At 71.7% G+C, this 18,242-nt stretch carries 18 protein-coding genes; 11 read left to right on the plus strand and 7 right to left on the minus strand.

Annotation, left to right across the window (positions count from 1 at the left end; all coding sequences use genetic code 11):
* Positions 1–3: 3 nt before the first annotated feature.
* The 3 genes from ACFOY6_RS00110 (at position 4) to ACFOY6_RS00120 (ending at position 3,002) form a co-directional block, all read left to right on the plus strand.
* A complete protein-coding gene (locus ACFOY6_RS00110) occupies positions 4–768 on the plus strand; it encodes a GntR family transcriptional regulator (protein WP_109515289.1) in 765 nt (254 codons plus the stop codon).
* Positions 740–1,756, plus strand: coding sequence for a Bug family tripartite tricarboxylate transporter substrate binding protein (locus tag ACFOY6_RS00115; protein ID WP_379648201.1), 1,017 nt, complete (start codon positions 740–742; stop codon positions 1,754–1,756). The genes ACFOY6_RS00110 and ACFOY6_RS00115 overlap by 29 nt, the downstream gene beginning before the upstream one ends.
* 67 nt (positions 1,757–1,823) lie before the next feature.
* A complete protein-coding gene (locus ACFOY6_RS00120) occupies positions 1,824–3,002 on the plus strand; it encodes an amidohydrolase (RefSeq protein WP_379648203.1) in 1,179 nt (392 codons plus the stop codon).
* Positions 3,003–3,007: 5 nt separating this feature from the next.
* Here ACFOY6_RS00120 and ACFOY6_RS00125 read toward each other — a convergent pair whose 3' ends face one another.
* Positions 3,008–3,292 carry a hypothetical protein gene (locus ACFOY6_RS00125; protein ID WP_379648205.1) on the minus strand — a complete coding sequence of 95 codons (285 nt, stop codon included), beginning with the start codon at positions 3,290–3,292 and terminating at the stop codon, positions 3,008–3,010.
* A gap of 146 nt (positions 3,293–3,438) precedes the next feature.
* On the minus strand, positions 3,439–3,693 hold the full coding sequence (locus ACFOY6_RS00130; RefSeq protein ID WP_109515293.1) for an Lrp/AsnC ligand binding domain-containing protein: 255 nt from the start codon (positions 3,691–3,693) through the stop codon (positions 3,439–3,441).
* A gap of 239 nt (positions 3,694–3,932) precedes the next feature.
* Between ACFOY6_RS00130 and ACFOY6_RS00135 the strand changes: the two genes are divergently transcribed.
* Both ACFOY6_RS00135 and ACFOY6_RS00140 read left to right on the plus strand, forming a co-directional pair.
* Positions 3,933–4,343 (plus strand): argininosuccinate lyase, encoded by a 411-nt coding sequence (locus tag ACFOY6_RS00135; RefSeq protein WP_219929661.1) that lies wholly within the window; start codon positions 3,933–3,935, stop codon positions 4,341–4,343.
* A gap of 111 nt (positions 4,344–4,454) precedes the next feature.
* Positions 4,455–6,149, plus strand: coding sequence for a thiamine pyrophosphate-dependent enzyme (locus tag ACFOY6_RS00140; protein ID WP_379648207.1), 1,695 nt, complete (start codon positions 4,455–4,457; stop codon positions 6,147–6,149).
* A gap of 132 nt (positions 6,150–6,281) precedes the next feature.
* Here the strand turns inward: ACFOY6_RS00140 and ggt are convergent, their stop codons facing one another.
* Complete coding sequence (ggt, locus tag ACFOY6_RS00145) at positions 6,282–8,024, minus strand: gamma-glutamyltransferase (RefSeq protein ID WP_379634562.1); 1,743 nt, start codon at positions 8,022–8,024, stop codon at positions 6,282–6,284.
* A 114-nt stretch (positions 8,025–8,138) separates the two neighbouring features.
* On the opposite strand from ggt, the gene ACFOY6_RS00150 reads away from it, so the two are divergent.
* The 5 genes from ACFOY6_RS00150 to ACFOY6_RS00170 all read left to right on the plus strand — a co-directional run bounded on the left by ACFOY6_RS00150 (position 8,139) and on the right by ACFOY6_RS00170 (position 12,400).
* Positions 8,139–8,807: a sulfite oxidase-like oxidoreductase gene (locus tag ACFOY6_RS00150; RefSeq protein WP_379648209.1), complete on the plus strand. Its 669-nt coding sequence runs from the start codon at positions 8,139–8,141 to the stop codon at positions 8,805–8,807.
* Positions 8,800–9,351 (plus strand): glutathione peroxidase, encoded by a 552-nt coding sequence (locus tag ACFOY6_RS00155; protein ID WP_379648211.1) that lies wholly within the window; start codon positions 8,800–8,802, stop codon positions 9,349–9,351. Before ACFOY6_RS00150 ends, ACFOY6_RS00155 begins: the two co-directional genes overlap by 8 nt.
* Positions 9,348–9,857, plus strand: a complete 510-nt coding sequence (locus tag ACFOY6_RS00160; RefSeq protein WP_379648213.1) for a GNAT family N-acetyltransferase — start codon at positions 9,348–9,350, stop codon at positions 9,855–9,857. The genes ACFOY6_RS00155 and ACFOY6_RS00160 overlap by 4 nt, the downstream gene beginning before the upstream one ends.
* Positions 9,858–10,172: 315 nt before the next feature.
* Positions 10,173–11,552, plus strand: coding sequence for an APC family permease (locus ACFOY6_RS00165; RefSeq protein WP_379634557.1), 1,380 nt, complete (start codon positions 10,173–10,175; stop codon positions 11,550–11,552).
* Between the two features lie 17 nt (positions 11,553–11,569).
* Positions 11,570–12,400: a class I SAM-dependent methyltransferase gene (locus ACFOY6_RS00170; RefSeq protein WP_379648215.1), complete on the plus strand. Its 831-nt coding sequence runs from the start codon at positions 11,570–11,572 to the stop codon at positions 12,398–12,400.
* A 42-nt stretch (positions 12,401–12,442) separates the two neighbouring features.
* Here ACFOY6_RS00170 and parC read toward each other — a convergent pair whose 3' ends face one another.
* On the minus strand, positions 12,443–14,677 hold the full coding sequence (parC, locus tag ACFOY6_RS00175; protein ID WP_109515299.1) for a DNA topoisomerase IV subunit A: 2,235 nt from the start codon (positions 14,675–14,677) through the stop codon (positions 12,443–12,445).
* A gap of 231 nt (positions 14,678–14,908) precedes the next feature.
* On the opposite strand from parC, the gene ACFOY6_RS00180 reads away from it, so the two are divergent.
* The gene (locus tag ACFOY6_RS00180) at positions 14,909–16,327 is read left to right on the plus strand and encodes an Nramp family divalent metal transporter (RefSeq protein WP_379648218.1); all 1,419 of its coding nucleotides are present in this window, start codon (positions 14,909–14,911) and stop codon (positions 16,325–16,327) included.
* A 40-nt stretch (positions 16,328–16,367) separates the two neighbouring features.
* Here the strand turns inward: ACFOY6_RS00180 and ACFOY6_RS00185 are convergent, their stop codons facing one another.
* From ACFOY6_RS00185 to recO, 3 genes are read right to left on the minus strand one after another with little or no spacing between them, the layout of a single operon-like run.
* Positions 16,368–16,928 (minus strand): DUF1003 domain-containing protein, encoded by a 561-nt coding sequence (locus ACFOY6_RS00185; RefSeq protein ID WP_109515301.1) that lies wholly within the window; start codon positions 16,926–16,928, stop codon positions 16,368–16,370.
* A 29-nt stretch (positions 16,929–16,957) separates the two neighbouring features.
* Entirely contained in the window at positions 16,958–17,482 is a 525-nt protein-coding gene (locus ACFOY6_RS00190; protein WP_245906058.1) for a mismatch-specific DNA-glycosylase, read from the minus strand.
* On the minus strand, positions 17,475–18,233 hold the full coding sequence (gene recO / locus ACFOY6_RS00195; RefSeq protein ID WP_379648221.1) for a DNA repair protein RecO: 759 nt from the start codon (positions 18,231–18,233) through the stop codon (positions 17,475–17,477). Before recO ends, ACFOY6_RS00190 begins: the two co-directional genes overlap by 8 nt.
* Positions 18,234–18,242 lie beyond the last annotated feature (9 nt).

Consider the following 18,242-nt stretch of genomic DNA (forward strand, 5'->3'; position numbering starts at 1 on the left):
CCCATGGCCGAAAGCTCCGTCTCCCCGCTCCACATCGTCCGCACCCAGTCGCTCGCCTCGCTCGTCGCCGACGAGCTGGAGCGCATGATCCTGTCGGGGGAGATACCACCGGGCACGCGCCTGAACGAGCAGGCGCTGGCGGCGCGGCTCGGCGTCAGCCGCGGGCCGGTGCGTGAGGCGGTGCGCGGGCTGGACCGCTCCGGCCTGGTGGTGACGGTGGTGAACCAGGGCTCCTTCGTGCGCCAGCTCAGCGCCGAGGAGGCGATGGATGTCTACGACCTGCGCGTGGCCCTCACCGGCTATGCCTGCGAGCGCCTGGCCGGCCGCGCCACGCCGGAGCAGATCGCCACGCTGGAGGCCATGGTGCGGGGCATGGAGGCGGCGGCCGAGGCCGATGACGCCGCCCGCTACTACGCGCTGAACCTCGATTTCCATTCCGCGCTGATGAGCATGGGCGGCAGCAGCCGCGCCGTCCGCCTCTACGACGACCTGGGCAAGGAGCTGACGCTGTTCCGCCGCCGCGCCCTGGTGGTGCGGGAGAACATGCGCGAGTCGAATGCCGAGCACGCCAAGATCCTGCGCGCCCTGACCGACGGCGATGGCGCCGCGGCGCGTGTGGCGGGCGAGGCGCATATCCGGGGTGGCAAGCGGCGCTTCGCCACCTCCACCCCAACCGGGGGCACCGAGCCCCCCGGCCAGAAGCGGCCCGGCGAAGCGGCCGCGCGAGGAGAGGAAGACCATGTTCGAGACGAGGATTCCGCCGGATGACACCACCCCCGGCGCCTGGAGCCGCCGCCGGGCGCTGACCGGGCTCGGCGCCCTGGGCGCGGGGCTGCTGGCCGCCCCCGCCCTGCTGCGCGCCCAGCCCGCCTTCGGCAGCCGCCCGATCGAGGTGGTGACGCATGCCGGCGTCGGCGGCGGCACCGACATCACCGCACGCATGATGACGGCCCAGGCCCCCGCCGTGCTGGGGATGGACTTCACGGTGGTGAACAAGACCGGCGGCAGCGGCGCCGCCGCCCTGGCCTATGCCGCCAGCCGGCCGAAGGACGGCCACACCCTGCTGCTGATCACGCAGACCCACCTCATCACCATGCTGCGCAGCAAGTCGCCGCCGGTGCAGATCGAGGACATCGTCGGCATCGCCCGCGCCACGGAGGACCCGCAATTCGTCATGGTGCGGGCCGACAGCCCGCTGCGCTCGGCCGACGAGCTGGCCTCGGTGGGGCAGAAGCGGCCGCTGCGCTTCGGCATCACCCATGCCGGCAGCGTGGACCATGTGGCGGTGGCGGGCTTCTCCAAGGCGGCCGGAATCCAGCACGCCGCCGTGCCCTTCCGCGGCGGCGGCGACATCGTGGTGAACGTGGTCGGCGGCAACATCGACATCGGCCTGCTCAACTTCGCCGAGGCGGAGGCGCAGATCCGCGCCGGCGAGGTGAAGCCGCTGATGGTGCTGGCCGCCAGCCGCGTCTCCTCCGCGCCCGACGTGCCGACGGCCAGGGAGCTGGGCATCGACTTCACCGCCGCCACCACCCGTGGCTTCTGCGTGCTGAAGGGCACGCCGGAGGACCGCGTGGCGAAGCTGTCGGACGGGCTGGTGAAGGCGATGAAGACGCCGGTCTACCAGACCTACCTCAGCAGCTCCGGCCAGTCGGCCGAGAGTGTGGCGGGCCGGGCGGTCTGGCAGGCGCAGATTGAGGATTTCTGGAAACAGGGCAAGGATGCCCTGGCGGCCCTGGGCATCCCCACGGGCTGAGCCAGAAGGCCGCGCCATTGGGCGGGCGGGGGAGGGGCCTCCGCCGCCCGCCAGGAGACCCATGCCCATGACCGCCGCAGCCGCCGACCTCGTGGCCTGGCGCCGCCACCTGCACACCATCCCGGAGCTGGGCTTCGCCGAGCATGAGACGGCCACCTTCGTCGCCGCCCGGCTGGCGGAGATGGGCTGGTCGGTGGCGGCGGGGGTGGGCGGCACCGGCGTGGTCGGCACGCTGCAGGCGGGCCGGGCGCCTCGCACCGGCGGCCCGCGCGCCATCGCGCTGCGGGCCGACATGGATGCGCTGCCGATCGCCGAGGCGGTGGCCCGGCCCCATGCCTCGCGCCATGCGGGGCGGATGCATGCCTGCGGGCATGACGGGCACATGGCCATGCTGCTCGGCGCGGCGCGCGAACTGGCCGCGCGGCCGGATTTCCACGGCACGGTCCACCTGATCTTCCAGCCCGCCGAGGAGCATGGCCGCGGCGCCGCCGCCATGCTGGCCGACGGCCTGCTGGAGCGCTTCCCCTTCGACGAGGTCTACGGGCTTCACAACATGCCGGGCCTGCCCTTCGGCCGGTTCGCCACCCGCCCCGGCGGGCTGATGGCGGCGGAGGACAATTTCGAGATCGTGGTGGAGGGCGTCGGCACCCATGCGGCGCGGCCGCATATGGGGCTCGATCCGCTGGTGGTCGGCGCCGAGATCGTGCTGGCGTTGCAGGGCATTGTCGCGCGGCGGCTGGACCCGGTGGCGCAGGCGGTGGTCTCGGTCACCGAGTTCCTGACCGACGGGCAGCGCAACGTGCTGCCCGGGCGGGTGACGCTGCGCGGCGACACGCGCAGCTTCGACCCCGCCGTCAGCGCCATGATCGAGGCACGCATGGCGGCCATCGCCGCCGGCCTCTGCCAGGCGCATGGGGCGGGGCACCGCTTCCTCTACACGCGCGAGTTCCGCCCGACCGTGAACAGCGCGGCGCAGACGGCCTGGGCCCTGGATGCCGCGCGTGCCGTGGCGGGAGCAGAGGGAGCAGAGGGGGCGGAGGGGGATTGCGCGCCCGTCCTGGCCTCGGAGGATTTCGGCGCCTTCCTGGAGCGCGTGCCGGGCAACTTCATGTTCCTGGGCAGCGGGCTGGCGGGCGAGACGGGCGGCGTGCCGCTGCACAACGCGGCCTATGATTTCCAGGACGGGCTGCTGCCCCTGGGCGCGGCCTATTTCGCCACCCTGGCGCGTCAGAGGCTGGCCGGCTGAGGCCGCTACCAGCGCCTGCCATAGCCGCCATGGCCATAGCCACCATGGCCGTAGCCATGCGAAGGGCGGCCATAGCCGTGCCCGCGGCCGTAGCCATGGCCGCGCGACGGGCGGCGGTAATGCCGGCGGTCGTCATCGTCGTTCAGCGAGCCCGCGATCAGACCCGCGGCCAGGCCGGCACCGGCGCCCAGCGCCAGGGTGCTGCCCCAGTCGGTCGAGCCGTCCGGGTTCTGGCAGCCGGTCAGGGACAGCATGCCGGCCAGAGCCAGGGGAGCCAGGATGCGACGCATGGTGGAACCTCCTCCGATCCTTCGCAACCTAGCGCACGGTCAAGGCGGCATGGCAGCGGAACCGGGGCGTTCCTGTGGCGCATCGTGGCAATCGGGGCGCCGACGCCGCGCTTTCCCCTCCACCTCCTCCTGCGCCGCCCCGCCCTTCAGCCCCGCGCGCCGGAGAAGGCGTTGAAGGTCTGCAGCGTGTAGGTGTCCTTCACCCCCTCCACCGACTGCACCTTCTCCACCACGAACAGGCCAATATCGCGGTCGTTCTCCAGGTAGAACTTGCCCAGCAGGTCGTACTGGCCGGAGATGGAGTGCATCTCCGACAGCTCCTCGATGGTGTCCGCCATCTCGCGGGCCACCTGGTAGGCCTTGCCCATCTCACATTTCAGCATGACGAAAATGGCGCGCATCGCTTCCCAACCCTTGCCTGAGTGCCCGGCTCCGCCGCGCGGCGGCGGGGCCGGGGCCAGCATCGCCCGATCCTGGCCCCGCGCACAGGACCTAGAGCAGATGCCCGCCGCGATGAAGGCCCGGCCGGAGCGGGGAGAGGGCGGACCGGCGGCGGGCGGTGGCATGGCAGGGGTCCGTTAACGGCCGCCCTCCCAGGCTGGCCGCCTTGCCCAACCCAGCCTGCGAGGCCCCTCCGCCCATGACCATCCCTGGTCTTTCCCCGGCCCTGACGGCCGCCCTGGCAGCCGCACCGCGCCGCCTGCTGCCCGCCCTGCTGCTCTGCCTCGCCACCTGGCCAGCCCTGGCCCAGGGGCGGCAGGACTTCACCCTCATCAACCGCACCGGCTACGAGATCCGCGAGGTCTATGTCGGCCCCACCCGCAGCGACAGCTGGGGCCGCGACGTGCTGGGCGACGGCGTGCTGCCCGCCAATGCGCGCCGCGAGATCCGCTTCTCCGCCCGCACGCGGGACTGCATGTTCGACATCAAGGTGGTCTACAGCGACGACGACAGCACCGCCGAGTGGCGCAACCTCGACCTCTGCTCCATCTCGCGCATCTCTCTCTACTGGGACGCCAAGCGCCAGGTCAGCCGCGCCGAGTGGGAGTGAGCGCCCTCCGGAAATCCCCTGGAAATCACGCCAGGGCCGGGTAGCCCTGCCGCGCGCCCTCGGCTAGCTTGCCGCCCTGGTTGTCATATGACTGGCCGAGGGAACGAGACCATGGACGGGATGAGCACAGTTGGCCGCACGGGCGGCCAGCTTCTGGCCGACGCGCTGGTGGCGCAGGGCGTCACGCACGCCTTCTGCGTGCCGGGCGAATCCTATCTCGACCTGCTCGACGGCCTCTACGCCAACAGCGACAAGATCAGCCTCACCACCTGCCGCTTCGAGGCGGGCGCGGTGAACATGGCCGAGGCCCATGGCAAGCTCACCGGCCGCCCGGGCGTGGCCCTCGTCACCCGCGGCCCCGGCGCCGCCCATGCCGCCATCGGCGTGCATGTGGCGATGCAGGACAGCACGCCGCTGGTGCTGATCGTCGGCCAGATCCCCTTCGCCGAGACGGACCGCGAGAGCTTCCAGGAGGTGGATTACCGCCGCATGTTCGGCTCCGTCGCCAAGTGGGTGACGCAGATCGACGACGCCGCGCGCATTCCCGAGCTGATGGCGCATGCCTTCGATGTCGCGACCAGCGGCCGCCCCGGCCCGGTGGTGGTGGCCATCTCGGAGGAGATGCAGAAGGCCCAGGTGCAGGTGCCCGATATCGGTCCCGCCGAGGTGGCGGCGGCCCACCCCTCGCCGGCGGCACTGGAAAAAATGCTGGCCATGCTGGACGCGGCCGAGCGCCCGCTGGTGGTGCTGGGCGGCTCCCGCTGGAGCGCCGAGACGCGCCGCATCGTGCGCGAGTTCTGCGTGGCGCGGGACCTGCCCGTGGCCGTCGGCTTCCGCCGCCAGAGCCTCTATGACTGCACCCTGCCCAACTATGCCGGCGACCTCGGCGTCGGCGCCGATGCCGGGCTGGTGGCCAAGGCGAAGCAGGCCGACCTGATCCTGGCCCTTGGCACCCGCATCGGCGAGCCGGTGAGCCAGGGCTACACCCTGTTCGACATGGCGGGCCAGGGGCCGCAGAAGATCATCCACGTCTACCCGGACCAGGCCGAGATCGGCCGCGTCTACCGCCCGGCGCTCGGCATCACCGCCGAGATCAACGCCTTCGCGGAGGCGCTCGCGAAGCTGCCGGCACCCACCGGCCCGGCCCGCTGGTCGGCCTGGACGCAGGAGGTGCACGCCGCCCGCGTCAAGCAGGCCGAGGCGCCGGACTATGCCGGCCCGCTCAACCTCGCCCGCGAATTGCAGGCGCTGGAGAAGGTGCTGCCGGCCGACACCATCTTCACCTGCGACGCCGGCAACTTCGCCACCTGGCCCAACCGCTTCATGCACATGACGGAGCAGCAGGAGTTCCTGGGGCCCACCAACGGCGCCATGGGCTATGCGGTGCCGGCGGCGATCGGCGCCAAGATCAGCTTCCCCGGGCGCACCGTCATCGGGCTGGTGGGGGATGGCGGCTTCCTGATGACGGGGCAGGAGATCGCCACCGCCTTCCAGTCGGGCGTGGCGCCCATCGTGCTGGTGTTCAACAACGGCATGTACGGCACCATCCGCATGTACCAGGAGCGCGCCTATCCCGGCCGCGTCTCCGGCACCAAGCTGACCAACCCCGACTTCACCAAGTTCATCGAGAGCTTCGGCGGGCATGGCGAACTGGTGGAGAAGGATGGCGAGCTGGTGCCCGCCTTCCAGCGCGCCGTGGCCAGCGGCAAGCCCGCCGTCATCGAGGTGCGGATCAACCCGGAGCAGGTGACGCACCGCGCCACCATCAGCGACCTGCGCGCGCAGGGGAACACCAAGAAGCACTGACAGGCAGTCCGGGGGAGTGAACTCCCCCGGGCCCCCTCCTTTTTCTGTCAGGCTGCCGCAGTCGGGTTGAGAAGCGGGACGCTCTGACCGCAGCGTCCCGCCTCTCCGCCAGCCCGCGGCAGCCTTGCAGACTCAATCGCCGAGGGCGGCGCCCTCGCGGCGGGGATCGGCGCCACCGAGCAGGCCCTGCGGCGTCACCACGATGGCCTGCAGGCCCGAGGGCTGCGGGCGGATATCGGTCTTGTGGCCGCGCGCCTGGAGCTCGCCGGCCAGGGTGGCGGCGGGGCTGCCGGCCTCCAGTTCCACCGCGCCGCCCAGGCTGTTGACGCGCGGCAGCGAGACGGCGGCCTGCGGGTCCAGCTTCCAGTCCAGCAGCCCCAGCAGCGTCTGCGCCACATAGCCGATGATGCGCGCCCCGCCCGGCGAGCCGAGGCTGGCCACCAGCTTTCCTTCCGCGTCGAACACCAGCGTCGGCGCCATGGAGGAGCGGGGGCGCTTGCCGCCCTCCACCCGGTTGGCCACGGGGCGGCCCTCCATCTCGGGGCGGAAGGAGAAGTCGGTCAGCTCGTTGTTCAGCATGAAGCCGCGCACCATCAGCCGGGCGCCGAAGGCATCCTCCACGGTGGTGGTCATGGAGAGGGCGTTGCCCGCCGCATCCACCACCGAGACATGGCTGGTGCCGTGCTCCGGCTGCTCCGGCTGGGGCGCGAGGCCGGCCTGCCGCCAGCGCGGATTGCCGGGGCGAACGGCGGGGGCGGCGCGGTCCGCGTCGAGAAGCTGGGCGCGCAGGGTGAGGTAGCTGTCTTCCGTCAGCCCGCGCACGGGAACGGGCACGAAGTCGCTGTCGGCGAGGTAGAGGTTGCGGTCGGCATAGGCGAGGCGGCTGGCCTCCGCCAGCAGGTGCGCCGCCTGCGGCCCGCGCGGGTCGAGCCGCGCCATGTCGAAATGCTCCAGCAGGCCGAGGATCTGCGCCACCGCGACGCCGCCCGAGGAGGGTGGCGGGAAGCCGCAGACGCGCCACACCCGGTAGGGGGTGCAGAGCGGCTCGCGCTGCTTGGGGCGGTAGGCGGCGAGGTCGGCCTCCGTCATGCCGTTGCCGGCGCCGCCATGCCGCGCCACGGCGGCCACGATGCCGCGCGCCACCGGCCCTTCCGTCAGCGCCTTGCTGCCCTGGGCGGCCAGGGCGCGCAGCGTCTCGGCCAAGGCGGGGTTGCGGAGCACATGGCCGGCGGGGAGGGGGCTGCCATCGGGCGCCAGGAAATAGGCCGCTGAAGCCGGGTCCTGCCGCAGCCGCGCCGCATCGGCGGCGATGGTGCCGGCCAGGCGGGGAGAGATGGGGAAGCCCTGCTCCGCCAGCCGGATGGCGGGGGCGAAGAGATCGGCCCAGGGGAGCCTGCCTTCCGCCTTGTGAGCGGCCTCCAGCATCGGCATCACCCCCGGCACGCCGACGCTGCGGCCGGAGAGCACCGCCTCGTAGAAGGTCAGCGGCGTGCCGTCGGCGCGCAGGAACAGGGTGGGCGTGGCGGCGGCGGGGGCGGCCTCGCGCCCGTCCCAGGCGGAGAGGGCGCGGCCGGCTGCGTTCCAGTGCAGCAGCAGCGCGCCGCCGCCGAGGCCGGAGGATTGCGGCTCCACCAGCGTCAGCACCGCCTGGATGGCGATGGCGGCATCGACCGCCGCGCCGCCCTGTCGCAGCATCGCGCGCCCGGCTTCGGCGGCCAGCGGGTGGGCGGCGGCCACCATCTGCCGCTCGGCCCGCACCGGGGCGCGGCTGCCGGCGAGCGCACCCGGCATGGATTGCGTGTCCTGCGCCCGGGCCGGCGGGGTGGCGGGCAGGGCGAGCAGCCATGCGCCAAGGAACAGGGAGAGGCGCGTCATCGGTCGATTCCTCCGCGGGACCGTGCCAGGATAGGCGGGTTGCGGCCGGGCTTGCATCCGGCGGCGCTGGCGTCACCTATGGAGCATGACCCTCCAGGCGACGGAAAAGGCGTGATGGAACAGGACGAAACGGGCGCTGGCGGCCGCATCCGCCAGAAGCTGGTGGAGACGAAGCAGGCCTGGGCCAAGGCCGGCCGGCTGCTGACCGGCGAGACCGCCCGCCCTGAGGAGCAGCGCCTGCCCCCCGGCCAGCGCCTGGTGAAGGACTTCCCCGTTCTCGACCTCGGCATCCAGCCCGACGTGCCGGAGGGCGCCTTCCGGCTGACGCTGGACGGGCTGGTGGAGAACCCGGTGACGCTGGACTGGGCCTGGCTGAGCGAGCTGCCGCAGGAGGATCGCTTCAACGACATCCACTGCGTCACCCAGTGGTCGCGCTACGACAACACCTGGACCGGCGTGCCGGTGCAGGCGCTGCTGGACCTGGCGCGGCTGAAGCCGGGCGCGAAGTTCGTCAGCTTCGAGGCCTATGACGGCTACACCACCAACCTGTCGCTGGAGGATTTCGCCCGGCCCGAGAATCTGCTGGCGCATTCCTGGGAAGGCGAGCGCCTGACCCGCCAGCATGGCGGGCCGCTGCGGGTGGTGGTGCCGCATCTCTATCTCTGGAAGAGTACCAAGTGGGTGAAGCGCATCACCTTCCTATCGGCGAACCAGCCGGGCTTCTGGGAGGTGCGCGGCTATCACGACCGGGGCGACCCGTGGCTGGAGGAACGCTATGGCTGAGCTTCCGCGCCGCGCCATCCTGCGCGCGGCGCCCCTTCTGGCGGTGCCGCTGCGCCCCGCGCGCGCGGCCGACGAGGCCGCCCGGGGCCATGATTTCCGCTTCGAGGACATCGATGGCGGCGAGATCGACCTCGGCGATTTCCGCGGCAAGCCCCTGCTGGTGGTGAACACCGCCAGCTTCTGCGGCTTCGCCCGGCAGTTCGAGGGGCTGCAGGCGCTGCACGACAGCTACGGCCCGCGCGGCCTGCTGGTGCTGGGCGTGCCCTCCAACGACTTCAACCAGGAAGCGGCCGACCGCAAGACCATCAAGGATTTCTGCGAGGCCACCTTCCGCGTCGCCTTTCCGATGGCGGCGCCCTGCCACGTGAAGGGGCCGCAGGCGCATCCCTTCTTCGCCTGGGCCGCCGCGCGCAGCACGGCGCCGCGCTGGAACTTCTTCAAGTATCTCGTGGCGAGGGACAGCCGCCTGTTGCAGGCCTTCCCGAGCAATGTGGAGCCGGACGCGCCCGCCTTCCGGCAGGCGATCGAGGCGGCGCTGGCGTGAGCGCGGCCTGGCGCCCGATGGCGCCCGGAGACCTGCCGGCGGTGAGCCGCATCGCCGCCGCCGTGCATCCCGGCTACCCGGAGGAGGATGCGGTGCTGGCCGAGCGGCTGGCCCTCTTCCCCACGGGCTGCTGGATGCTGGAGGGGGCGGGCGGCCTGCTGGGCTACGCCATCAGCCATCCCTGGCACCGGGCCCGCCCGCCGGCCCTGAACACCCGGCTCGGCGCGCTGCCGGAGAACCCCGGCACCCATTACGTGCATGACGTGGCGCTGCTGCCGGAGGCGCGCGGCCAGGGTGCCGCCGGCCGCCTGATGCCGCTGCTGCTGGAGGCCGCGCGGGGCCTGCCGGAGCTTTCCCTGGTGGCGGTGGGCGGCTCCGTGCCCTTCTGGCGGCGCCAGGGCTTCCAGCTGGTGGACGACCCCGCCCTGGCCGCGAAGCTGCGCAGCTACGATGCCGAGGCGCGCTTCATGGCCCGCCCGGCCGGTCCTCCGGGAGCGGCGGCCTGAGCGGCCCGGCAGGGCCGCGGCACGGCTTCACGCTGAAAATGACAGGCTTGTCATGACAGGTGCTGCCGCTCCCATGGCCGGCTGGTGGCGGAACAGGGGCGGCCGCGCCGGAATCGCCGCGCTCCACGGAAACATTTTGTTTCGGTTATTCAATTCCATATCATTTTCGCCTTCTCCTCCGCCCTGCCTAGACTGAGCAGGTGATTGCCGGAAATTCATCCGCGTGACGCGGGCCCGGTCTGTCTGGCGATCCTCCGGCTTCTTCGGGCCTCCCTGGCCGGAGCGGCTGCCGCGATGGAGGGGCTGGAAGCCTGGATGCCGCACACGCAGAGCCCCGGGCGGGAGCCCACCCTGTCCGTCTTCGATGCCGTCGTGATCCTGGTGGGCATCGTCGTCGGCATCGGCATCTTCAGGACGCCCTCGCTGGTGGCCGCGCATGTGGAGAGCGAGGCCGCCTTCATCGCCGTCTGGGTGGCGGGAGGTGTCGTCACCCTGGTCGGCGCACTCTGCTACGCGGAGCTGGCGGCCGCGCACCCGCATGCCGGCGGGGAATACCATTTCCTCTCCCGCGCCTATGGCCGGCCGGTGGCCATGCTGTTCGGCTGGGCCCGCGGCACGGTCATCCAGACGGGCGCCATCGCCGGGGTGGCCTTCGTGCTAGGCGACTACGCGGCCCGCGCCCTGCCGGCCGGGCCGCACGGCCCCGCCCTCTACGCCGCCCTCGCGGTCATCGTGCTGACGGGGGTCAACGTCGCCGGCACGTTCCAGGGCAAGACGCTGCAGATCGCCGTCACGATCCTCGAGATCGCCGCCATCCTGGCCATCATCGCCTTCGGCCTGTCCGGCACCGCCACGCCGCCCGTGCCGCCGGCGGAGACCGCCCCCGCCCAGGCCGCCGGGCTGGGCATGGCGATGATCTTCGTGCTGCTCACCTATGGGGGCTGGAACGAAGCGTCCTACCTGACCGGCGAACTTAGGGACGCACAGCGGAGCATTCCGCGCGTGCTGCTGGCCGGCACGGCGTTCATCGTGGCGCTCTATGTTCTGGTCAACCTGGCGCTGCTGATGGTGCTGGGGCTGGAGGGGCTGCGCGCCTCGCCGGCGGTGGCCGCCGACATGATGCAGCGCGTCGCCGGCCCTGCCGGCGCCGGGCTCGTCACCGCCGCCATCGTCGTCGCGGCGGTGTCGACGCTGAACGCCACGATCTTCACCGGCGCCCGCACCTGCGCCGCCATGGCGGAGGACATCACCGTCCTCGCCCGGCTCGGGCGCTGGAGCGGGCGCGGCCGGACCCCGGCCAACGGCCTGCTGGCGCAGGGCGCCATTGCCCTGGCGCTGGTCGGGCTGGGGGCCGTCACGCAGGATGGCTTCCGCACCATGGTGGATTACACCGCGCCGGTCTTCTGGGCCTTCCTGCTGCTCGTCGGCATCGCGCTCTTCGTGCTGCGCCGGCGGGAGCCGCGCCGCGTGCTGCCCTACCGGGTGCCGCTCTACCCCCTCACGCCGCTGCTCTTCTGCCTGACCTGCCTCTACATGCTGCATGCGAGCATCGCCTACACCGGCATGGGTGCGCTGGCCGGGTTGGCCGTCGTCGCCGCCGGCACGCCGCTGCTGCTGTTCCGCCGGCGGGAGGAGGGGAAACCCGATGCAACCCTGCCGGCCGGGAAGGCCGCGCTGTCCCGCCCGACACGCTGACGATGGAGAGATCCGCCATGACACGCCTGCCCCTCCTCGCCACGGCCTGCCTCTTCTCCTTCTGGGGTGGGCAGCCCGCCGCCGCCCAGCCTGCCATCGGCACGCCGGCACCCGCCTACGCCCCCTCGGTCGGCCAGACCGGCAAGGACGTCGTCTGGGTGCCGACCCATCAGGAGCTGGTGGACCGGATGCTCGACATGGCCAAGGTCACGGCCGAGGACTACGTGGTCGATCTCGGCTCCGGCGACGGGCGGACGGTGATCACCGCCGCCCGGCGCGGCGCCCGGGCGCACGGCATCGAGTACAACCCGGATCTGGTGGCGCTGTCGCAGCGCAACGCGCAGGCGGCGGGGGTGGCCGGCCGCGCCACCTTCGCCCAGGGCGACATCTTCCAGTCGGATTTCTCCGACGCCACGGTCGTCACCCTCTTCCTGCTGCAGACGCTGAACGAGCGGCTGCGGCCGACCCTGCTGGCGATGAAGCCCGGCACCCGGGTGGTCTCCAACACCTTCACCATGGGCGACTGGGAGCCGGACCAGTCCTTCGAGCGGGATGGCCAGTGCACCAGCTTCTGCCGCGCCTATCTCTGGATCATCCCCGCCCGGGCCGGGGGGGCGTGGCAACTGGGGGAGGAGGGCCGGCTCACCCTGGAGCAGACCTTCCAGATGCTGAGCGGCACCCTGACGCGCGAGGGCCGCGAGCTGCCCCTCAGCGAAGCCCGGATGACGGGCGACCGCATCACCTTCACCGCCGGCGGGCAACGCTATTCCGGCACGCTGGAGGGCGACCGGATCGCCGGCCAGATCGAGGGCGGCGGCGCGTGGAGCGCCACCCGCGCCGCGCGCTGAGCGGGGGGAAGGGCGGGAGCAGTGGGGCTCCCGCCCTTCCTGTCACTCGAAGCGGTTGTTGCGCGGGAAGCCGTTGGGCGGCTGGCGGCCGGCGCCGGCGCGGTTGCCGCGCCAGGTGGTGAGGTCGGTCTCCAGCCGCATCCGCTCGCCGATGCGCCAGGTGAGGCCGGCCGTCCCCTGGAACACCTTCACGTCCGAGAGCCGCCCATCGCGGTAGCCCTGCAGCGCCACGCCGCGGCCGCGCGTCATCTCCGGCACCTGCTCCAGCGGGAAGACCAGCAGCTTGCGGTTGGTGCCGATGATGGCCACCGTGTCGCCCTCCACCGGCACGCAGGCGGCCGCCTCGTGGCCGGCCTCCAGCGTCAGCACCTGCTTGCCGGTGCGCTTCTCGGCCACCAGATCCTCGGAGCGGATGACGAAGCCGCGCCCGTCATCGGCGGCCACCAGGTACTTGCGGCCCTCCTTCCAGACGAACAGCTCAACCACCTCGTCCTCGTTGGTGAGGTCCACCATCAGCCGCACCGGCTGGCCGTCGCCACGGCCGCGCGGCAGGGCCTCGGCCTTGATGGTGAAGCTCTTGCCGTTGGTGGCGAAGAGGCAGAGGCGGTCGGTGGTCTCGGCGTGCAGGGCGATGCGGAGCCGGTCGCCCTCCTTGAACTTGTGCTCCGTCTCCAGCGGCACATGGCCCTTCAGCGCGCGGATCCAGCCCTTCTCGGAGAGGATGACGGTGACCGGCTCGCGCTCGACGAAGGCGCGCTCGTCGATCACCACGGCGGCGGGGGCGGTGTCGATGGCGGTGCGGCGGCGGCCGAGCTCCGTCTCCTCGCCAAATTTCTCCCGCGTCGCGGCGATCTGCTCGGCGAGCTTCCTCCAGCGCAGCTTCTCGCTGCCGAGCAGGGCCTGCAGGGATTTCTGCTCCGCGCTGAGCTTCTTGTGCTCCTTGCGGATCTCCATCTCCTCCAGCTTGCGCAGGGAGCGCAGCCGCATGTTCAGGATCGCCTCGGCCTGCATGTCGGTCAGGCTGAAGGTGCTGATCAGCACCGGCTTGGGCTGGTCCTCCTCGCGGATGATGCGGATCACCGCGTCGAGGTTGAGATAGGCGATGAGGTAGCCGTCCAGGATCTCCAGCCGGCGGGCGATGGCGTCCAGCCGGTGCTGGCTGCGGCGCACCAGCACCTCGTGCCGGTGGTCGAGCCAGGAACGCAGGACCTCCTTCAGCCCCATCACGCGCGGGGTGCGGCTGGCATCCAGCACGTTCATGTTCAGCGAGAGGCGGGATTCCAGCGGGGTCGCGCGGAACAGCGTCTCCATCAGCACCGCCGGCTCCACCGTGCGGTTCTTCGGCTCCAGCACGATGCGCACCACGTCGGTGCTCTCGTCCCGCACATCGGCCAGCAGGGGGAGCTTCTTCTCCTCCATCAGCTGCGCGATCTGCTCGATCAGGCGGGACTTCGCCACCTGGTAGGGGATCTCGGTGACCACCACCTGCCAGGTGCCGTTCTTCAGCGCCTCGCGCTCCCACCGGGCACGGACGCGGAAGCCGCCGCGGCCGGTGGCATAGGCCTCGCGGATCGCCTCCGGCGATTCCACCAGCACGCCGCCCGTGGGGAAGTCCGGCCCCCGCATGTGGCGCAGCAGCTCGTCGATCTCGGCCTTCGGGTTCTCGATCAGCGCCAGCGCGGCGGCGCAGAGCTCGCCCGCATTGTGCGGCGGGATGGAAGTGGCCATGCCCACCGCGATGCCGTTGGCGCCATTGGCCAGCAGGTTGGGGAAGGCGGCGGGCAGGACGATCGGCTCCTGCTCCTCGCCATCATAGGTGGCGCGGAAATCGACCGCGTTCTCCTCGATGCCTTCCAGCATCGCGCTCGCGATGGCGGTGAGCCGCGCCTCGGTGTAGCGCATGGCCGCGGCGTTATCGCCGTCGATATTGCCAAAATTGCCCTGGCCCTCGACCAGCGGGTAGCGGGCGGCGAATTCCTGCGCCAGCCGCACCATGGCCTCGTAGATCGAGGCATCGCCATGCGGATGGTACTTGCCCATCACGTCGCCGACGATGCGGGCGCATTTCTTGAAGCCCGCCGCCGGGTCCAGCCGCAGCTGGTGCATGGCCCAGAGCAGCCGCCGGTGCACCGGCTTCAGCCCGTCCCGCACATCCGGCAGCGAGCGCGCCGTGATGGTGGACATGGCATAGGCCAGGTACCGCTCCGAGAGGGCGGCGGAAAGGTTGGTCGGCCTTACGGCGCCGCCTTCGGGCAGTGTGGTCAGGTCGTCGGGCATGGCGGTACTCCAGCACTCTCGGCACGCGCATGTGTCGGGGAGGGGCTAGCGCAGCGGGGCGCGTCGCACCAGGGGCTTCCCGCCGGAATAGAACAAAAAATGAACGAACAGCCAAGCCTCACAACGCCGTGTGACCGGGCCCGCAGGGGCTGACGCCGGCGAAGCGCGGCGGCCATAGTGGCAGCCGACCAACCCAAGAAAAACAAGAACGAATTCGGGAGAAATTCAGGAATGAGCGCCAGCGCGGACGCCATTGTACAACGCGGCATCGAGGCCGAGGACGATCCTTATCGCCTCACCAAGGACGGGGTCATGGAGCCCCCGGTCGGTTGGAGGCACTCGCTGAAGCATCTGGGGCCGGGGTTGATCCTCAGCGCCTCCATCGTCGGCTCGGGCGAGCTGATCGTCACCACCACCCTTGGCGCCACGGTGGGCTTCGCGCTGCTGTGGATGGTCATCTTCAGCACCTTCGTGAAGGTGGCGGTGCAGATCGAGCTGGCCCGCTGGTGCATCTCCACCGGCCAGCCGGCGCTCACCGGCTACAACAAGGTGGGGCCGCATGTCGGGCGGCTGAGCTGGATCAACCTGCTCTGGGCGCTCATGGCGCTCTCCAAGGTGCTGCAGATGGGCGGCGTGGTGGGTGGCGTGGCCCTGGCCATGAGCATCCTGCTGCCGCTTTCCGGGCCGCCCATGGGCGCCACCTCGATCACCATCTGGACCGTCATCGTCGCGGTGGGCAGCATCGCGCTGCTCTACAGCAACAAGTACAGCCGCATCGAGCGCGGCGCCGGCATCCTGGTGGTGATCTTCTCCTTCATCACCATCGGCATCGCCCTGGGCCTGCCCTTCACCCCCTACGCCTATTCGATGGACGACATCGCCAGCGGCCTGTCCTTCGCCATCCCGGCGGGGGCGGTGGGCGCCGCCATCGCCATGTTCGGCATCACCGGCGTCGGCGCCGACGAGCTGACCTTCTACACCTACTGGTGCATCGAGAAGGGCTATGCCCGCCATGTCGGGCCCAATGACGGCAGCGAGGCCTGGCAGCGCCGCGCCAAGGGCTGGATCAGCGTCATGTACAAGGACGCCTTCCTCTCCTGGGTCATCTACACCTTCGGCACCATCGCCTTCTTCATCATGGGCGCCGCGGTGCTGAACCCGCAGGGCGTGGTGCCGCAGGGCAACGAGATGATCACCGCCCTCTCGCGCATGTACACCGACACGCTGGGCCAGTGGGCCGGCACGGTGTTCCTGCTGGGCGCGGTGGTGGTGCTGGGCTCCACCCTGTGGGCGGCGGTGCCGAGCTGGTCGCGCATGTACGTCAACCTGCTGGCTGAGATGGGCGTGCTGGAATGGCGCGACACGGCGGCCCGGCTGCGCTGGATCCGCATCTTCACCATCGCCCTGCCGCTGATCTGGGGCGCCGCCTACCTGTTCATGCGCTCGCCGGTGCTGATGGTGCAGATCGGCGGCATCGCCACCGGCATCTTCCTGCTCGCCGTGGTGGTGGCGGTGTGGCACCTCCGCCGCACCGAGACCGATCCGCGCCTCTACGGCAGTGGTCCGTTCAACGCGCTGCTGGTGGTCAGCAGCATCGCCATCGTGCTGCTTGGCATCTACACGGGGCTGAGCGCGCTCAAGCTGGTCTGAGGCAGGGCCAGGGGGCGCAGCCCCCTGGATCCTTCCCTTGTCACGGCGCGATGCGCCTCTCCTCCAGCAGGCGGGTCAGCATCTCGATCTGCCGCTCCTGCTTTTCCAGCAGCGCCGTCATCTGCTCGGCGCGCAGCCGGTCCAGCTTCTCGTGCAGGGCCATGATCTCGATCTCGGCCTTCAGGTTCACCTCGTAGTCATGCGCCGCCACCAGCCGGTCCTTCGCCGATTGCCGGTTCTGGCTCATCATGATGATCGGCGCCTGCAAGGCCGCGATCATCGAGAGCAGCAGGTTCAGGAAGACGAAGGGGTAGGGGTCGAAGGGCTGGCGCAGCAGCCAGAGATTGGCGCCAGTCCAGAGCACCAGCAGCAGCAGGCTGAGCAGGATGAAGCTCCAGGAGCCGCCGAAGCTGGCCACCTTGTCCGCCACCCGGTCGCCGAAGCTCAACTTCTCGGAGAAGGCCTCGTTGGTGTCGTGGCTGAGCGGGCGGCGCTCCAGCGCGCGGCTCAGCGCGCGGTGCTCGGCCTCGCCCAGCGCCTCGCCGGCGCCGAACCAGCGCGCGGCGGCCTCGCGGAACTCCGGCTTCGGGGATTCGGACATGGCGGCGGCTCCGGGGCGCGGGGAAGCTTTCAGGGGCGGGCGTGGAACCACTGGCCCAGCGCCAGCCAGGGCCGCGCATCCCAGAAGCGGCTGGCCTGGCCGGAGGTGGAGGGCATCACCCAGACGGGCGGGAAATCCGCCGGCCCCTCCACGCGGCCATAGGGGATGGCGCCGGTGCGGCGGCCGAGGAAGGCGGCGGCCGGCGCCTTGGCGGTGAAGGCCACCGCCTGCGGCCGCACCGCGCGGATGCGGGCGGCGAAGCCCGCCGGGTCGTAGGCGCCGGGGGGGAGCTGGTCGTCATTGCCGGCGGCGTGCTTGGCCATGTCGGTCAGGCCGATGCCGTGACGCAGGAGCTCCGGATACTCGGCCGGCGCCAGCCGCCGCGGCGTCAGCCCCGCCTGGTGCAGGATGCCCCAGAAGCGGTTGCCCGGATGCGCGTAGTAGGCGCCGCGCGCCGCCGAGACGAGGCCGGGCGCCGAGCCGCAGAACACCAGCCGCAGCCCGGGCGCCAGCAGGTCGGGCAGCACCGGGTCTGACATAGTGGGGTCAGGCATCGGCGGGAGCCTCGGGCGGCGGTGGCAGCAGGGCCTGGATGCGCGTCTCCAGCCATTCCCGCGCCGCCGGCACGGGGCGGTGGCGGCTGCCGAAGGCGTCGCGCGTCAGGAAGTGCCCGGTCAGCCGCAGCCCGGCGAGCCATTCGGCCGGGTCCGCCTCGGCCTGCCCGCCCTGCAGGAACAGCGGCAGCGGCAGAAGCCGCCCGGCATAGGGCGCGGCAGCCTCGGCGCTCACCGCCCGGCCGCTGCGGGGGGAGACATGGGTGAGGTGCCCGGCCGTGCCGGTGACGGCGCAGGCGGAAAGGTCCAGCCCATAGCCCAGCGCCTCCAGCAGCAGCGCCTCCCAGCGTATGTAGTCGGCCAGCAGGGCCGGGGCGCCGCGCCCGAGATTGGCCATCAGCGCCAGCAGGCCGGAGAAGACGCGCGGCTGTGCCTCGCGCTCCGGCAGCGCGTCGGCGGCGAGGGCACAGGCGGAGTTGAGCAGGGCGAGGGCGAGGGGGTCGTCCAGCGCCAGGGCGGCGGTGGGGTGCACCATCTCGCCGCTGAAGGCGCCGAGCTGCTCGGAGAGCCGCGCCACCCAGCGCACCTCGACCAGGTTGCCCGGCTGCCACAGCCCCGCCTGGGCGCGGGAGGCGCCGCCCTTGGCCAGCCCCAGGTGCCGCCCCTGCGCCTCGGTCAGCACGCCGACGACGGCGCCGCCCTCGCCATGCGGGCGGGCCTCCAGCACGATGGCGGGGGCCTGCCACTCCATGGGCTCAGG

Source organism: Teichococcus aestuarii, from assembly GCF_042651065.1.
Taxonomy (GTDB): Bacteria; Pseudomonadota; Alphaproteobacteria; order Acetobacterales; family Acetobacteraceae; genus Pseudoroseomonas; species Pseudoroseomonas aestuarii.

What these genes read in the sequence shown, in the direction of transcription:
- ACFOY6_RS00110 (WP_109515289.1), top strand. Translation starts at nt 4, where the DNA reads ATGGCCGAAAGCTCCGTCTCCCCGCTCCACATCGTCCGCACCCAGTCG.
- ACFOY6_RS00115 (WP_379648201.1), top strand. Translation starts at nt 740, where the DNA reads ATGTTCGAGACGAGGATTCCGCCGGATGACACCACCCCCGGCGCCTGG.
- ACFOY6_RS00120 (WP_379648203.1), top strand. Translation starts at nt 1,824, where the DNA reads ATGACCGCCGCAGCCGCCGACCTCGTGGCCTGGCGCCGCCACCTGCAC.
- ACFOY6_RS00125 (WP_379648205.1), bottom strand. Translation starts at nt 3,292, where the DNA reads ATGCGTCGCATCCTGGCTCCCCTGGCTCTGGCCGGCATGCTGTCCCTG.
- ACFOY6_RS00130 (WP_109515293.1), bottom strand. Translation starts at nt 3,693, where the DNA reads ATGCGCGCCATTTTCGTCATGCTGAAATGTGAGATGGGCAAGGCCTAC.
- ACFOY6_RS00135 (WP_219929661.1), top strand. Translation starts at nt 3,933, where the DNA reads ATGACCATCCCTGGTCTTTCCCCGGCCCTGACGGCCGCCCTGGCAGCC.
- ACFOY6_RS00140 (WP_379648207.1), top strand. Translation starts at nt 4,455, where the DNA reads ATGGACGGGATGAGCACAGTTGGCCGCACGGGCGGCCAGCTTCTGGCC.
- ggt (WP_379634562.1), bottom strand. Translation starts at nt 8,024, where the DNA reads ATGACGCGCCTCTCCCTGTTCCTTGGCGCATGGCTGCTCGCCCTGCCC.
- ACFOY6_RS00150 (WP_379648209.1), top strand. Translation starts at nt 8,139, where the DNA reads ATGGAACAGGACGAAACGGGCGCTGGCGGCCGCATCCGCCAGAAGCTG.
- ACFOY6_RS00155 (WP_379648211.1), top strand. Translation starts at nt 8,800, where the DNA reads ATGGCTGAGCTTCCGCGCCGCGCCATCCTGCGCGCGGCGCCCCTTCTG.
- ACFOY6_RS00165 (WP_379634557.1), top strand. Translation starts at nt 10,173, where the DNA reads ATGCCGCACACGCAGAGCCCCGGGCGGGAGCCCACCCTGTCCGTCTTC.
- ACFOY6_RS00170 (WP_379648215.1), top strand. Translation starts at nt 11,570, where the DNA reads ATGACACGCCTGCCCCTCCTCGCCACGGCCTGCCTCTTCTCCTTCTGG.
- parC (WP_109515299.1), bottom strand. Translation starts at nt 14,677, where the DNA reads ATGCCCGACGACCTGACCACACTGCCCGAAGGCGGCGCCGTAAGGCCG.
- ACFOY6_RS00180 (WP_379648218.1), top strand. Translation starts at nt 14,909, where the DNA reads ATGAGCGCCAGCGCGGACGCCATTGTACAACGCGGCATCGAGGCCGAG.
- ACFOY6_RS00185 (WP_109515301.1), bottom strand. Translation starts at nt 16,928, where the DNA reads ATGTCCGAATCCCCGAAGCCGGAGTTCCGCGAGGCCGCCGCGCGCTGG.
- ACFOY6_RS00190 (WP_245906058.1), bottom strand. Translation starts at nt 17,482, where the DNA reads ATGCCTGACCCCACTATGTCAGACCCGGTGCTGCCCGACCTGCTGGCG.
- recO (WP_379648221.1), bottom strand. Translation starts at nt 18,233, where the DNA reads ATGGAGTGGCAGGCCCCCGCCATCGTGCTGGAGGCCCGCCCGCATGGC.